Origin of the sequence: Caballeronia sordidicola (assembly GCF_000729995.1) — a bacterium.
GTDB lineage: Bacteria > Pseudomonadota > Gammaproteobacteria > Burkholderiales > Burkholderiaceae > Caballeronia > Caballeronia sordidicola_A.
Genome location: NZ_JNFG01000199.1, coordinates 670,554 through 685,124, shown reverse-complemented (window position 1 = coordinate 685,124; position 14,571 = coordinate 670,554). Strand labels below are relative to the sequence as shown.

Below are 14,571 nucleotides of genomic sequence, written 5' to 3'. Positions count from 1 at the left end.
GATTTAGAGGTCGAGAATCAGCACGGGAGATCGCGAGCGCGAGACGCAGCAGCAAATGACCGTGCCGCTCGCGCGTTCCGATTTGCTCAGACAGTGATCACGATGTTCAGGCTCGCCGTCGACGACATCCACCATGCAGGTGCCGCAGACGCCTTCACCACAGGACGTGTCGACGATGATGTCGATGGACGCGAGCGCTTGCACAATCGACATGCCCTTGCCCACCCGAACTCTCGACCCTGTGCTGGCGATTTCCACGTCGAAGGAATCGAGTGTGGGGGCGGTGGTCGTATCAAGATCGGCGGCGAACCGTTCCAGATGGATCGATTCAGCGGGGACGTGTTGTTCCGCCACGCTCACCACGCGATTCATGAACGCGCCCGGGCCGCATGTGTAGACATGAGCGCCCGGGGCGATGCCTGCTAGACACCCGGTGACTTCCGCATCGACGCGATCCGCTTCGACGCCGCAATGAAACACTACATTAGCGGCGAAAGGAGGCTGCGAGAGCAACGGGATGAAGGCAGCACTTGCCTGGTCGCGAATGAAATAATGCAGCTTGAACGAGGCATTCTGTCGAACCAGGCGGTACGCCATGCTCAGTAGCGGCGTAATGCCGATCCCGGCTGCGATCAGGATATGTTCGCTGGCTGCCGGGTCAAGGCGAAACAAGCTGCGCGGCGCTCCGATCGACAGATGCGCGCCAGCCTCTACGTGGTCGTGCAACGAACTCGATCCTCCACGTGAAGCGTCTTCACGCTTGACCGCGAAAAGATGCTGCTCCCGCAGATCCGGGTCGCCACACAGGGAATATTGACGGGTGACACCGGAGGGACTGGTTACATCGATATGAGCGCCGGGTTCGTATGCGTCGAGCGGCGCGCCGTCGACGCGCGAGATGACGTAGGAGCGGATACCGGGGGCTTCGTCGCGCACAGCATCGACGCAGACGGTGATGACGGAAGAGTTCATGGTGTGTGGGGCTGCTTTTCGATTGACGATTAACGCGTGCAACGGTACCGAGGGATTTGGCCGGAGCGCGCTGTAATGGAAAATACAGGCAGATTAAAGATAGGCCAAATCGATAATAAATTGATAGTGCTATCAGTCGTGTTTATTTTGGTCGGCGCAGCCGGCATAGGGGAATGGGTTACTGGCCCCGTTGAGCAGGTTCCGCCGGCAGGGTACTCTTCCAAAGGAGGCCATCATGCAAGGTGTGGTTTGCGAAGGAGCCGGCTGGAATGCCTCGATCAGTAATGACGTAGAATTTCAGCACGCAATCGGGAGATTCCATGCAACCGCTACGCGCAGTCAATCTTCTCCAGTCGAAGGAAGGCGCCCGGCTTCACGGTCCGGAACTCGACCAATGGCGCCGCTGGGGACCGTATTTGAGCGAGCGGCAATGGGGCACTGTTCGCGAGGACTACAGCGAATACGGCACCGCATGGGACTACTTTCCACACGATCATGCGCGCAGCCGCATGTACCGCTGGGGTGAGGACGGCATTGCCGGGTTCGGCAACGACCCGCTCGACTGGTGCGTATCGCTTGCGCTCTGGAACGGGCACGATCCGATCATCAAGGAACGGCTCTTCGGGTTGACGAATGAACAGGGGAATCACGGCGAGGACGTAAAGGAGCTTTACTTCTATCTCGACGGCACGCCGACGCATTCGTACATGAAGATGTTGTACAGGTATCCTCATTACGCATTCCCTTACCAGGACCTGATCGACGAAAACAGGCGGCGCGGCGCCGATCAGCCCGAATATGAAATCCTCGATACAGGCGTGTTCGACGATAACCGCTACTTCGATATCTGCATCGAGTACGCGAAGCACACACCCGACGATATCGTGATGCGCGTTACTGTCGAAAACCGTGCGGATCACCGCGCGGCGCTTCATGTGTTGCCGCAATTCTGGGCGCGCAACAGATGGGCGTGGTCGGGCAAGCCCGGCAAGCCGTCGCTCAAACTGGAGCCGAATGCACGGGAGGGCGCACGTGTCATTGCACGTAACCCCGCGCTGGGAACGATGATCGTGACGGCTGCGGCGCAGCAGCCAATCGAGTGGCTCTTCTGCGAAAACGAAACGAATATGCGCCGCATTTTCGGCTTCGATGGAGCGGGGCCCGGGCCATTCAAGGACGGCATCAACGACTACCTTATCGACGGCGACGAGCAGGCAATCCGGCGCGACAGGGGCACTCGCGCCGCTGCGCATGTGCACCTGGAGCTCGCGCCTCATGAGCGCTCGGTGCTGTATTTGCGCTGGCGTCCAGAATCGTCTTCGGCTCCGGATGCCGTGCCGCTCGACATGGAAGCGCTCTTCGCGCGCCGGCAAGCGGAGGCCGATGAATTCTATGCGGCGCTTCAGCACGACATTGCCGATGCCGATGCACGGCTTGTACAGCGTCAGGCGCTAGCCGGCATGCTGTGGTCGAAGCAGTACTACCAGTTCGACGTGACGCGCTGGCACGATGGTGACCCCGGCCAGCCGACGCCACCGAGAGCACGCAGGCGCGGGCGCAACGCGGACTGGCGGCACATGTGCAATGGCGACATCGTGTCGATGCCCGACAAGTGGGAGTACCCCTGGTACGCGTCGTGGGACCTCGCATTTCATGCGGCTGCGTTCGCCATGATCGATCCCGACTTCGCGAAGCAGCAATTGCTGCTGCTCGTGAAGGAGCGCTACATGCATCCGAACGGGCAATTGCCTGCCTACGAGTGGGCGTTCGGCGACGCGAATCCACCGGTTCATGCGTGGGCTACATGGCGTGTGTACGAACTCGACCGCGAGGTGACGGGCGTTGGCGATCACGCGTTTCTCGAAGTCATGTTCCACAAGCTGCTGCTCAATTTCTCGTGGTGGGTCAACCGCAAGGACGCCGATGACCGCAACATTTTTCAGGGCGGTTTTCTCGGGCTCGATAACGTGGGCATCTTCGACCGGTCTTCGCCGCTACCGACCGGTGGCCACATCGATCAGGCCGATGGCACGGCATGGATGGCCTCCTACGCGCTCGACCTGATGCAGATCGGGCTCGAACTGGCGATGACGAACAACGCGTATGTGGAAATCGCAGTGAAGTTCTTCGAGCATTTTCTGTATATCGCTGAAGCGGTCAGTTGCAGCGAAGGCTGCAGCACCGGGTTATGGGAAGAACAAGACGAATTTTTCTATGACGTATTGCGCCTTCCGGACGGTACCCGTGTGCCCATGCGCATTCGTTCGATTGTCGGGCTGATTCCGCTCTTCGCCGTTCACGTGCTCGAGGAGCGGGTGTACGGCCATCTGCCGGGATTGCGCGAACGGCTGGCGTGGTTCCTTGAACATCGGCCGAACCTGGCAAAGCTGGTGTCGCGCTGGACCGAACCCGGGAAGGGCAACACCACGCTGCTGTCGATGTTGCGCGGACACCGGATGAAAGCGCTGCTGCAGCGCGCGCTCGATGAAGACGAGTTTCTCTCCGAGCACGGCGTGCGGGCTTTGTCCCGCGTCCATCTCGATGCACCGTACCTCTTCGACCATGACGGCACGAGCTTCTGCATCAAATACGAACCAGGGGAATCGGATTCGCGTTCGTTCGGCGGCAATTCGAACTGGCGCGGGCCAATCTGGATGCCGGTCAACTACTTGCTGATTGAGTCGCTGTATGAGTTCCATCGCTACTACGGCGATGAGTTTCGCGTCGAATATCCGACGGGATCGGGCAACAGCTGTTCACTGAGCGAGATTGCTGACGATCTCGCGCGGCGCGTCACCACACTCTTTCTCAAGGATGCAAACGGCGTGCGGCCCGTCATGGCGGCCTATCCAATGCTGCAGTCCGACCCGCGTTCGCAGGATCTCGTCCTGTTCCATGAATACTTTCATGGCGACAACGGACGCGGTGTCGGCGCTTCGCATCAGACTGGCTGGAGCGGGCTCGTTGCGTTGCTGCTTCAGCCGCGCATGATGAAGCTGTCTCACGTGGCGCCTGATGCTGCCTCAGTGGCCGCATCGGTGGCCGAAGTCACCGCACCGTCGATGGCGCGTTAGCATTTCGGCTGCTGGAATGATCATGCGTGTCTGGGCATACTGCATCGCACGGTGACAACCGCACGGGCAACCCGACCGGGTTTATTTCGAAGCCAACTCGGATCACGCCGGCTTGCAGCGCCTGCACTAACGTCGTTATCAACGAAACCGGCTCGCTATATGCTCCGGAATATTCTCGGGCGTGACGACAACAACCGATGAAGACGGCGACACGGCCGACGCCGGCAGGAGTTTGTGGAAACAGATGATGTGTTGGCACGCTGAGCGCATGTCCTGACGCAGATCGTGATGAAGAATTGCCTGCAGCTTACCTTCGCGCAACAGACGCACGTTGTCTCGATCCAGGTCGTGCCCGATAAAGCAGATCGGAGATTGCTGTTGTGCTTCGAGTGCACGGAGAATGGCGGCGTTTCCTCCTCCCATGGAGTAGACCGCGGCTATTTTGCTGTCTGTGGCGAGGACATCGAGCACTCGCTTTTCAGTGGATGTGTCAAGGCCGTGGCCGCCACTGGCATCAATCAACGTAAGCTGCGGATAGCGGGTTCGCAACGCGCGTCGAAAGCTTATTTCGCGTTCCTCCTCGCCCCTGAACCGCTCATCGCTCATGGTTATCAAGACGTTGCCAGTCCGTGGGCCGAGCCACTGCGCAACAAGATAGGCAGCAGTGGCGCCGGCGACTCGATTGTCCAGCCCCGCATAGGCGACACGTCCGGACAACGGGATATCGGTGAAGATCGTGATGACCGGAATGCCGCGACGTTGGAGATCGCCTATTGCATCGGCAATCTCGGGAACATCGCGCGCCTTCAGGACAACGCCGTGGCTTCCTCGACGTGCAATCGATTGAAGCGCTTCGACGACCTCAGCCGTTGTCATCGTTTCCCGCATCAGGAATCGCGGCCGGACGACTACCGGGTGCATCCCCGTCAGTTCCGTTTCAAGCGCGTCCTTGATCTCGTCAGCAAAGCGTGCAGGAGCTTCAACGATCACGTCGATCATGAGCTTTCGCCCTATGGTCGCCAACTGCAGCTCCTGCTTTTCGAGCTCCTTGATAGCTTGTTCGACGCGCTTGCGTGTGTGTTCACGAACGTGTGCACGTCCATTGAGCACGCGGTCGACCGTTGCCACCCCGACGCCGGACTGGAGAGCTATCTCCTTGATCAGAAAGCGGTGTGCCATGCCTGCGTTTCCGTTTTTGATGTGTTTTTGATGGTTTTATGATAACCGCATGTCAGCTTTGGACGCTATGCTCGCTTCACAGTGGAGGGCATATGAAACAGAGCCAGGGAAGCGCCGCGAATTGCGGGCCGCAGTGGTTTAGCGAACGTGATTGCTCCCTCAACGAATTCGTGGAGCAGCTCAAAGCGGACGACGAGTGTCCGCCGCGTTATGCGGCGGACGTCAGGCAGGGGATCCCCGTATACGACTGTGATCAGCTCGATGGTGTCATTGGCGACGCGTCCGGCCGCGCGCAGTTGGAGGCGGAATGGGCACGCGTGCTTCGGGATGGTGCGGGGGTGCTGGTGCTCAATCGGGCGTTCGCTGACACGCGATCCGTCGATGCCACCACGGCCGTCTTCGACGCCATTATCCGGAGTGAGAAAGAGCAGGGCGCAGGTGCCGCGGATCATTTCGCCAAGGCAGGCGCAAATGACCGGATCTGGAACGCGCAAGAAAAGCTCTGCCTTCGGGCGCCGGCCGTATTCGCAGATTATTTCTCGAACCGGATGCTTTTGGCCGTGTCGGAAGCGTGGCTCGGCCCGTGTTACCAGATGACATCGCAGGTCAATGTGGTTCGGCCCGGCGGCGATGCTCAACAGGCACATCGCGACTATCACCTTGGTTTCCAGACTGTAAGCGCTGCTGAACGTTATCCCGCGCACGTGCACCGGATGTCCGCCTTTCTTACCTTGCAGGGGGCGGTGGCACACACCGATATGCCGGTCGAAAGCGGGCCGACAAAACTCCTGCCGTATTCACAGCGATATGCCGAGGGATACCTCGCATGGCGGCGTTCAGATTTCCGCGAATACTTCGAGGAGCACTTCGTCCAACTGCCACTCTCGAAGGGCGATGCCGTGTTTTTCAATCCCGCGCTGTTTCATGCGGCGGGGGCCAATCGCACCGCGGACGTTCAGCGCATGGCCAATCTCCTGCAAGTCTCGTCTGCATATGGCCGGGCGATGGAAGTGCTCGACCGTAGAAGTATGTGCGAGGCGGTCTATCCGGTATTGCGCGAGCGCCGCGCGCTGGGGCGAATGAGTGGCGCCGAAGCCACTGCGGCAATTGCATCCTGCGCTGAGGGATACCCGTTCCCTACCGACCTCGACCGGAACCCACCGGCCGGCGGGCTGGCGCCGGAAAGCCAGCGGGAACTCATGCAACGCGCACTTGACGAGGATTGGGACCCCGCCAGATTCACAAACGCCTTGAACGAGCACGCCTCGCGAAGCCGCACCGCGTAAATTCCCGTCAGATCCGGGTGAACGTTCTGGTCGATGGTTTCAATGCCGTTAGAGATTGACCTGCCGCTGCTCTTCTCAGGCCTCGCGCTAGTCTCTACGCGTCGAACCATCAGCAGGGCTAATATTCCACCACCGCTTTCAATGCTTGTTCTGAAGCGATCATCTTGTTCACGCGTAGCGCGTACTGGCCATTGAAAATTCCATAGCCGCACTCCATGACCGGCACGGAGTCCACTTTGGCGGTGACGAATTGGCCGAGGTTAATCGGAATCACGTCGCCTATGCGCATGCTCAGGAGCTTCTCGAACGTGGTCGGTATGTCGACGAGATCAACTGTCACCTCGAGCTCGGCCGCCTGCAATTGCGTGGCGAGCACGCGCCCCCATCGCTCGTCGACGTCAAGCGTCTCTCCCTGATGCGGTGAAAACAGCAAATCACGAATGGGCTCGATCATTGAATACGGCAGGCAAACGTGCAGTGTTCCTCCGGTCGTACCAAACTCGATGGAAAACTCGGTGACAATGACGATCTCATTGGGTGTCGCCACGTTCGCGAACTGCGTATGCATCTCTGATCGAACGTATTCCAGGGTCAGGGGGCGTACGTTCATCCACGAGGCCATATAGTGTTCAAAAACCACGTCGAGCAGTTTGCCAATGATGCGCTGTTCAGTAGCGGTGAACTCGCGCCCCTCTACACGAACGTGAAACCGCCCGTCGCCACCAAACAGGTTATCTACCACGAAGAACACCAGATTCGGGTCAAACACAAAGAGCGCGGTACCGCGCAGCGGTTTGACATGCACTAGATTCAGGTTGGTCGGAATGGGGAGGTTGCGCGTAAATTCGCTGTACTTTTGAACCTTGATCGCTCCGACCGATATCTCTGCGGTGCGGCGCATCAAATGAAAGATCCCGCCGCGCAGGAGGCGAGCGAAGCGATCGTTGATAATTTCAAGGCCTGCCATCCGGCCCCGGACTATACGCTCCTGGGCGGACAGATTGTAGGGGCGTGGGACCGACGAAGAGGTTTGCTCGACAACCGTGTCGGTCTCGCCGGTGACGCCCTTCAACAGCGCATCGACCTCCTCCTGCGACATGAATTCTTCGTGGCCCATTCCCGCCCTTTGATCTGATTGGTCGCGATTTTCTAAAACGGTACTTTGTCGCTTCGGGGTAAGGCAGGTCCCTTTTGCAGCACGTTCTTAATTCAATACGCTGGCGGTCCTTCATTTGCAGCGTAAGCCAAGCTTAGCCTAGTGCAGGGATTGCAAGGCCGCAAAGAGAGGCGCGATTGTGGCTCAGTTCACCGACTTGGGCTCCTATGCGGGTGTTGCGCTCCGCTTGGCGGAAATACGTGGGCATGGCGGACAAGCAGACGCCCAACCTTCAAGCGTGCCTTATAGGGAATACCTTAGGGGTCTTGAGAAAATCAAAAATCAAGCTGGCGAACTATGTGTCGTTAACACATATGAAGCGATGGCTAAGCGACAAACGTCTGAACAATAGAATTCGAAGTTCGACCAGCGCTTGCTTACGGAACGCATCGTCGGCTTGCGGATCCGCACCTTGCGCAGCCTGTTTGCAGCCTGTTTGCAGCCGGAGAAGAAAGCTGCGTCATCAACTATATCGAAGCGTGCTCCGAACAATCGGTCATGCTGCACAGAATCGAGGCGAATCAGATGAGTAGTTCCCAGCATGATGTTGAGCAGCGGACCAACCTGGCCGGAAACAACCGCTTCGAACTGCTCCTGTTCCGCCTTGGCGAAGCACCGAACTCGACGCAACGCGAACTTTACGGCATCAACGTGTTCAAGGTTCGGGAGATCATCGAGATGCCTGCCTTTACGGTCATCGCAGGCGCATCGGACAATATCCTCGGCATTGCTGATATTCGCGGGCAAATCATTCCTGTCATTGACTTGCCTAGGCTGACGGGTTGTACACCGAGGGGGAAACCACGGATCTTGCTCGTCACTGAGTTTGCCAGGACGACCCAGGGGTTTGCGGTTGAAGAGGTCGATGACATCGTCCGCCTTGAGTGGGATCAGGTGCTGTCTGCGGAAGCGCATTCGAGCGGAAAGACCGTGACCAGCATCGCACGTCTCGATGGAAACGTAGACGGCTCGCGTCTGGCTCAACTGCTCGACGTCGAGCAGATTTTGCGCGACGTGCTTCCGGGAAGCGAGCCTGATATTACTGAGGCTAGCGTCGGCCGCGTCAATATTGCGCGTGGCGCCAAGATTCTCGCGGCCGATGATTCGGGTGTAGCGCGCAGCTTGATTGAGCAGAGTCTCACTGCAATGGGCTTGCCGTTCATCATGGCGAAAACGGGGCTCGAAGCATGGAACATGCTGGACGCGGCGGAAAAACGCGCACATGCATCGGGGCGCGCGGTAAGTGACGAAATCGCACTCGTTTTAACGGACCTCGAGATGCCGGAAATGGACGGCTTCACCTTGACTCGCAAGATCAAGGGTAACGCCGCGCTGCGATCGATCCCGGTCGTCATCCATTCTTCGTTGTCGGGATCTGCCAATGAGGAACACGTGAGAAAAGTCGGCGCCGATGCGTATATCTCCAAGTTCGTCGCGCACGAGCTAGCCACGGTGTTGCGTGAAACGCTGGGGCATGCCGTCGCAGCCTGATTCGCTGAGTGGGTCGAAGAAGCGGCGGCGGCCTCTCAATCGCTGGAAGAACAGGGTCGGCGTTTAACGGAGTCCGTGGCTTTTTTCCGCCTTGGCGCGGCGACTCACGAGCACGCAGTCGTGCACGCAGCCGATCGCGCAAAGGTGGCGCTGCGCCGCCTGTCGCCGCCTGGACGCCAAACGGCGCCTACCACCAGGACAGCGGTCAAGGCCGTTTAGCCCATTGGTCTCAAGGTTTAATCGCAGCGGCCGTTAATCAGAATATCTAAAGCAGGTTGGCCATCGGTTGTCATGTGGCGCCGCTCATTCATTCCGCATATCACCGGCAATACCATGAAGAAGCGCTTCGGTAACGGGCGGAGGTCGTTGCGCGCCGCATCACTGACTGCGATAGCACTGGCCTGTATGACCAGCGCACGCGCTGAGGACGCGTCGAACGCCACTGCCTCGCCAAGCATGTTTACGCTAAGCGGCTTCGGAACGCTTGGGATGACGCATTCGAGTCTCGATAGCGCTGACTTCATTAGCACGGCGTTCGAGCCAAACGGCGCCGGACATAGCCGCACCTACGACTTCGCCGATGACACCAAGCTCGGCGTACAACTTGTTGGCCGCTTTACCGACAAGCTCTCCGCGGTCGTTCAAGTCGTGTCCCAGCACCGTTACGACAATACGTTTGTGCCGCAGATTGAGTGGGCAAACCTGAAATACGCGTTCACACCGGACTTCAGCGTGCGCATCGGACGGATCGAACTGCCGACGTTCCTGAACTCCGACTATCGCGATGTGGGCTATGCGAATCCTTGGGTACGCGTGCCGGCCGAGGTCTATAACACCGTGCCGATAACGAATAGCGACGGCGCCGACCTGTCGTATCGATTTCGCCTCGACGATGTGGTCAACACGGTGCGGGTGCTCTACGGCTATAGCGCTTTTCACGTGAATCCCGGAATGATCAGGACCACGGGTACCGGCATTGTGGGCGCGTTCGATACGATTGAATATCGCGATTTCACCGTGCATTTCGGCTTGCTGCACGCCGATGTGAAACTCGCCGTTCTGGAGCCGAAGCTGCCTGCGAACGTCTACAGCATGGCCGTTGACTACGACCCAGGGCCGTGGTTCGTGCAAGGAGAACTTGCACGCGTCACCGTCGACCAGCTCACCCCCGGCTATATGAGCGGCTACGTGACCGGCGGCTACCGGATCAACAAGTTTACGCCGTTCCTGACGTATTCCGAATCACATTCGCTCGGACACGCCACCCTCGTTCCGAACTACAACATGGGGCAAAAAGACATCTCGGCCGGGGTGCGCTGGGACTTCATGAAGAACATGGACCTGAAGGTTCAATTCGATCACGTTTGGCTGCCCGCGAATTCGACAGGCTCGTTCACCAACCTCCAACCGAATTTCCAGCTCGGCAGCGGCACCAACGTGTTCAGCGCCGTTCTCGACTTCGTTTTCTGATCGGAGCCTTCGTGGACATCGCCAACAAAAACGTCAGGGTGGTTCTTATAGGCTTGGTGCTCGGGTTGAGCGCCCAGGCGTCGATGGCCGAGCTGGTCGTGGTCGTATCCGCCTCAAACCCGCTGGCCGAACTCAGCAACGGCCAGGTGGCGGATATTTTCCTCGGCCGCGCGGCCTATTTTCCGGGCGGTGGCGCGGCCGTTCCGCTCGACCTGGCAGAAGACGCCGCGAGCCGCGCAGAGTTCTACAGGCGGGTTACAGGCAAGTCGGCGGCGCAACTGAAAGCGTACTGGTCGAAGCTGATCTTCACAGGGCAGGGCCAGCCTCCGCGTGAACTACCAGATGCCGCCGCGGTAAAAAAGGCAATCGTCGCCAAGCCGGATTCGATCGGCTACATCGACAGGAGCGAACTGGACGCCAGCGTCAAGGCAGTGCTGACGCCTCACTAGTCGGACGCCGCCGTTGGCAGTCACGTGGCGGCACGTCGACACACGAAACCTGGAATGTATGCGCAGCCTTATCGAATCAAACGCTCAGTTCGTATCAAGCGGCCCGTACGGCCGTTTGATCGCATTGGGTATGGCGCTGCGTCCCGTTCTGCGACGCCTGCTCGAAGCCTATGTCCTGTTTCCGCTGTTCGCAGCCATGCTGCTGGTGCTCACCTGGACTACCGTCATCCATCTGATCAGCGCTGAAAACGTCGCTGCCCAGGGTGCAGCGGCGGAGTTGAGCCGCGAACTCGCCGATACCTACCAGGCACAAATGGTGCGCAATCTGGTCTCGATCGACCAGACGCTAAAGACGGTCAAATACGCCTACGAGATGAAAGGCGCCGCAGGATTGTCGGAGCTTCGGGACAAGGGGCTACTTCCGCCAGCCATTGTGTTCAAGGTGGCAATTGTCGGCACTGACGGCCGGCTTAGCGCCGCAACCCGGCCTCAGGCGTCAGTAACGGTAGTGGACGAGCCTTATTTCTGGACGCAGCGCGATCGTGTCGATGATGCCGCAATGCCCTTTGTGAGCGAGGTCACGCGCGATCCCGTCACGGGGACCCCCGAAATCACCTTCAGCCGCCGGCTGCAGAACGCAGCCGGCGGTTTTGCCGGGGTCGTCATTCTATCTGTAGACCCCGGCTATTTCACGAGCAGCTACGACTACGCGCGGATGGGCACAGAGGGCGTGCTGGCCTTGCTCGGCACCGATGGCGTCATGCGTGCCGAACAAGTGGGTGAGCAACAGTCGTGGGGCGAGCGCCTCTCTTTGACTGCCGTACGCGCGGCCGCCGCAGCATCAACCGGTATGGCATCGATCCAGCCTTGGGATCACGGGGTGCCGCGCTACACAAATATGCGCACGCTGCACGGCTTTCCGCTCATCGCGATGGTGGGTCTCGGCCACGACGAGCAGGTCGCGCAGCTCCGTCGGCACCGGCGTGCCTATCTGCTGTGGGCCGGCGGCGGCAGCGTGGTGCTGGTCATGCTGGCGTTTGTGCTGAGCCGCTTGAGCTGGCAGCTCGCTGTCAGCCGGCAGCGTGCACGCCTGGCGCAGCAGACCTACTACGCGGCGTCGGAGGCCAGTCTGGACGCATTTTTCGTCTTTCGTAGCGAACGCGGAGCCAACGGCCAGATCGTCGACTTTGCGCTTACCGACACGAATCGCCGGGGAGCCGAACTGTCAGGCAGGCATCGTGGCATGTTGGTCGGTAAGTCGCTCGATGTTGCGTTCCCTCATTGTCGCGATGACGGCATGTTTGACAAATTGGTCGGCGTCGCGCTCACGGCTGCTGTCGAGGAGCATGAATGGATACACGAGAGACCCGATACGTCATCGGTATGGCTGCAGCGGCAGGTTGTGCGGGTAGAAGACGGCGTGGTCGCGATCGTGCGCGACATCAGTTCGCGCAAACGCGCTGAAGTCAGGCGTGCAGAACAAAATCGGGTGTTGGAAATGATCGCCACCAGCACGCCGCTCGAGGAAGTCCTCTCCTATGTGACGCGGCAGCTGGAGTCGCAGATCGCCGGTTCGGTGTGTGTCGCGCTCCTGCGCGACGAAGACGGCCAGCACCTGAAGCTGGGCGCTGCGCCCAGCCTGGCCGAGCAATACCATAAGCAGATTCATGGCTCGGTGATTGGTCCAGACGCCGAGCCGGGCGGACGCGCGATTCATTGGCGCCAGCCCGTGTACATATCCGACGTGACACAGGACGCGTGCCTGCTCCAGCAAATGGAAGGCTACGGCATGCATGATCATGGTGCCTGCTGGGCGCTCCCGATTTTGTCACACGACGGCAGCGCGCTTGGCGCACTGACGCTATTCGTCCGGGATCCTCATGAACCGACCGCCGGCGAGGCGCACGCCATTGCAATGGCGACGCGTATTTGCGGCATCGCGATCGAGCGTAGCCAGGCAGAGGAACGCATCCGCCACATGGCGAATCACGACGCGCTGACGGGCCTTCCCAATCGCACCTTGCTCTCGGATCGTCTGAATCAGGTTTTGCTGCATGCGCAGCGCTATCAGCGCGGCGTGACGGTGGTGTTCATCGATCTCGACAATTTCAAGCTGATCAATGACAGCCTCGGTCATCGCGCCGGTGATGACCTGCTGAAGACGGTGGCCGCGCGTATGGTGCGATGCGTGCGACGCACTGATACCGTGGTGCGGCTCGGCGGTGATGAGTTCGTGATCGTTCTGTTCGACCAGGCGCTGAACAACGGAGACATAACGGCGGCCATCGAGAAGATTCGCGACACGATTCTCGAACCGATCGAACTGAACGGCCAGACCTTTCAAGTCACGTGCAGCATGGGGTTGGCAAGTTATCCGAACGATGGAACTGACGCCGAAACTCTGCTGATGAACGCTGATGCGGCGATGTATCGCGCAAAAGAGATGGGCCGCAATAACTACCAGTTGTTCACGGCTGAGATGAACATCAAGGTGCACGACAGGCTGCGTCTTCAGGAACAGTTGCGGCATGCGCTGGCGAACGACGAATTCCGGCTGGTGTATCAGCCGCAGGTGGATTTACGCACGAATAAGATTTTTGGCGTGGAGGCGCTGTTGCGGTGGGATCACCCGATCGAGGGCCCGGTCTTCCCGGCCACGTTCATACCCCTGGCAGAGGAAACAGGGTTGATCGTCTCGATCGGCGACTGGGTGCTGCATACGGCCTGTTGCCAGAACAAGGCCTGGCAGGACGCAGGTATGCCGCCAATGACCATGTCCGTTAACGTCTCGGCGCGGCAGTTCCAGCAGAAGGAATGGGTCACGCGGGTGGCGCATGCGCTGAGCGTGAGCGGGCTCGACGCTCAGTATCTCGAGCTCGAGCTCACCGAGAGCCTCATCATGCAGGATCTCGACGGGGCCGTCGCTACGATGACCGAGTTGCAGGCCATGGGAGTGCGGTTGTCTATCGACGATTTTGGAACCGGGTATTCGAGTCTCAGTGCATTGAAACACTTTCCGATCGTGCGCCTTAAGATAGATCAGTCGTTCGTGCGGGACCTGCCCGATGGCGAAGATAACCGCGCGATCGCACGGGCCGTGATCTCACTCGGGCGGCAACTGAATCTCAAGGTCATTGCCGAAGGCGTCGAAACGGAAAGGCAACTTGATTTCCTGCGTGACAACGACTGTCACGAAATCCAGGGCTATCACTACAGCAAGCCCGTCTCGCCCAGCGAGTTGGAACGATTGGTCAGGGAACCTTTTAGTTGGCCTGCGGAAGGGGGCGGCGGAGAGGTGCCTCGATAGGGGGCTGTTGAGGTAGGGAGTTCGCGACGCGTTGACGGGGATGACACGCAATTGCTCAGGAAGTGGACGATAAGACAGCCTGCTTGCGCTCAGGATCGCGAAGGCCGCGTGTGCCCTGAAGGAAGTCCGCTGGGGGGGTGCGTCGCTCGCGTCCGCCACATTGACGAACATGAACAGTGCAACCCCA

General features: G+C 59.3%; 9 protein-coding genes. 6 read left to right on the top strand and 3 right to left on the bottom strand.

Annotation, left to right across the window (positions count from 1 at the left end; genetic code table 11):
• Positions 1 to 3: 3 nt before the first annotated feature.
• Positions 4 to 972 (bottom strand): PDR/VanB family oxidoreductase, encoded by a 969-nt coding sequence (locus FH08_RS0137825; RefSeq protein WP_031363324.1) that lies wholly within the window; start codon positions 970 to 972, stop codon positions 4 to 6.
• A 320-nt stretch (positions 973 to 1,292) separates the two neighbouring features.
• Here FH08_RS0137825 and FH08_RS0137820 point away from each other — a divergent pair, with 320 nt between their 5' ends.
• Positions 1,293 to 4,046 carry an MGH1-like glycoside hydrolase domain-containing protein gene (locus FH08_RS0137820; RefSeq protein WP_031363323.1) on the top strand — a complete coding sequence of 918 codons (2,754 nt, stop codon included), beginning with the start codon at positions 1,293 to 1,295 and terminating at the stop codon, positions 4,044 to 4,046.
• Positions 4,047 to 4,184: 138 nt separating this feature from the next.
• Here FH08_RS0137820 and FH08_RS0137815 read toward each other — a convergent pair whose 3' ends face one another.
• Positions 4,185 to 5,225: a LacI family DNA-binding transcriptional regulator gene (locus FH08_RS0137815; protein ID WP_031363322.1), complete on the bottom strand. Its 1,041-nt coding sequence runs from the start codon at positions 5,223 to 5,225 to the stop codon at positions 4,185 to 4,187.
• A 92-nt stretch (positions 5,226 to 5,317) separates the two neighbouring features.
• Here FH08_RS0137815 and FH08_RS0137810 point away from each other — a divergent pair, with 92 nt between their 5' ends.
• Positions 5,318 to 6,511 carry a phytanoyl-CoA dioxygenase family protein gene (locus FH08_RS0137810; RefSeq protein WP_031363321.1) on the top strand — a complete coding sequence of 398 codons (1,194 nt, stop codon included), beginning with the start codon at positions 5,318 to 5,320 and terminating at the stop codon, positions 6,509 to 6,511.
• Positions 6,512 to 6,629: 118 nt separating this feature from the next.
• On the opposite strand, the gene fliM is transcribed toward FH08_RS0137810, so the two are convergent.
• On the bottom strand, positions 6,630 to 7,628 hold the full coding sequence (fliM, locus tag FH08_RS0137805) for a flagellar motor switch protein FliM (protein WP_031363320.1): 999 nt from the start codon (positions 7,626 to 7,628) through the stop codon (positions 6,630 to 6,632).
• Positions 7,629 to 8,192: 564 nt separating this feature from the next.
• On the opposite strand from fliM, the gene FH08_RS0137800 reads away from it, so the two are divergent.
• From FH08_RS0137800 to FH08_RS53760, 4 genes are all read left to right on the top strand, one after another.
• Positions 8,193 to 9,158 (top strand): chemotaxis protein, encoded by a 966-nt coding sequence (locus FH08_RS0137800; protein ID WP_031363319.1) that lies wholly within the window; start codon positions 8,193 to 8,195, stop codon positions 9,156 to 9,158.
• A 405-nt stretch (positions 9,159 to 9,563) separates the two neighbouring features.
• The gene (locus tag FH08_RS0137795; RefSeq protein ID WP_063771264.1) at positions 9,564 to 10,628 is read left to right on the top strand and encodes a hypothetical protein; all 1,065 of its coding nucleotides are present in this window, start codon (positions 9,564 to 9,566) and stop codon (positions 10,626 to 10,628) included.
• An 11-nt stretch (positions 10,629 to 10,639) separates the two neighbouring features.
• Positions 10,640 to 11,077, top strand: a complete 438-nt coding sequence (locus FH08_RS0137790) for a phosphate ABC transporter substrate-binding protein (protein ID WP_235210630.1) — start codon at positions 10,640 to 10,642, stop codon at positions 11,075 to 11,077.
• A 58-nt stretch (positions 11,078 to 11,135) separates the two neighbouring features.
• Positions 11,136 to 14,384: an EAL domain-containing protein gene (locus FH08_RS53760; protein ID WP_051888830.1), complete on the top strand. Its 3,249-nt coding sequence runs from the start codon at positions 11,136 to 11,138 to the stop codon at positions 14,382 to 14,384.
• The last annotated feature ends 187 nt before the right edge of the window (positions 14,385 to 14,571 follow it).

Coding starts and splice junctions, on each gene's coding strand:
- FH08_RS0137795 (WP_063771264.1), top strand. CDS start 9,564: ATGACCAGCGCACGCGCTGAGGACGCGTCGAACGCCACTGCCTCGCCA.
- fliM (WP_031363320.1), bottom strand. CDS start 7,628: ATGGGCCACGAAGAATTCATGTCGCAGGAGGAGGTCGATGCGCTGTTG.
- FH08_RS0137825 (WP_031363324.1), bottom strand. CDS start 972: ATGAACTCTTCCGTCATCACCGTCTGCGTCGATGCTGTGCGCGACGAA.
- FH08_RS0137815 (WP_031363322.1), bottom strand. CDS start 5,225: ATGGCACACCGCTTTCTGATCAAGGAGATAGCTCTCCAGTCCGGCGTC.
- FH08_RS0137820 (WP_031363323.1), top strand. CDS start 1,293: ATGCAACCGCTACGCGCAGTCAATCTTCTCCAGTCGAAGGAAGGCGCC.
- FH08_RS0137810 (WP_031363321.1), top strand. CDS start 5,318: ATGAAACAGAGCCAGGGAAGCGCCGCGAATTGCGGGCCGCAGTGGTTT.
- FH08_RS53760 (WP_051888830.1), top strand. CDS start 11,136: ATGCGCAGCCTTATCGAATCAAACGCTCAGTTCGTATCAAGCGGCCCG.
- FH08_RS0137800 (WP_031363319.1), top strand. CDS start 8,193: ATGAGTAGTTCCCAGCATGATGTTGAGCAGCGGACCAACCTGGCCGGA.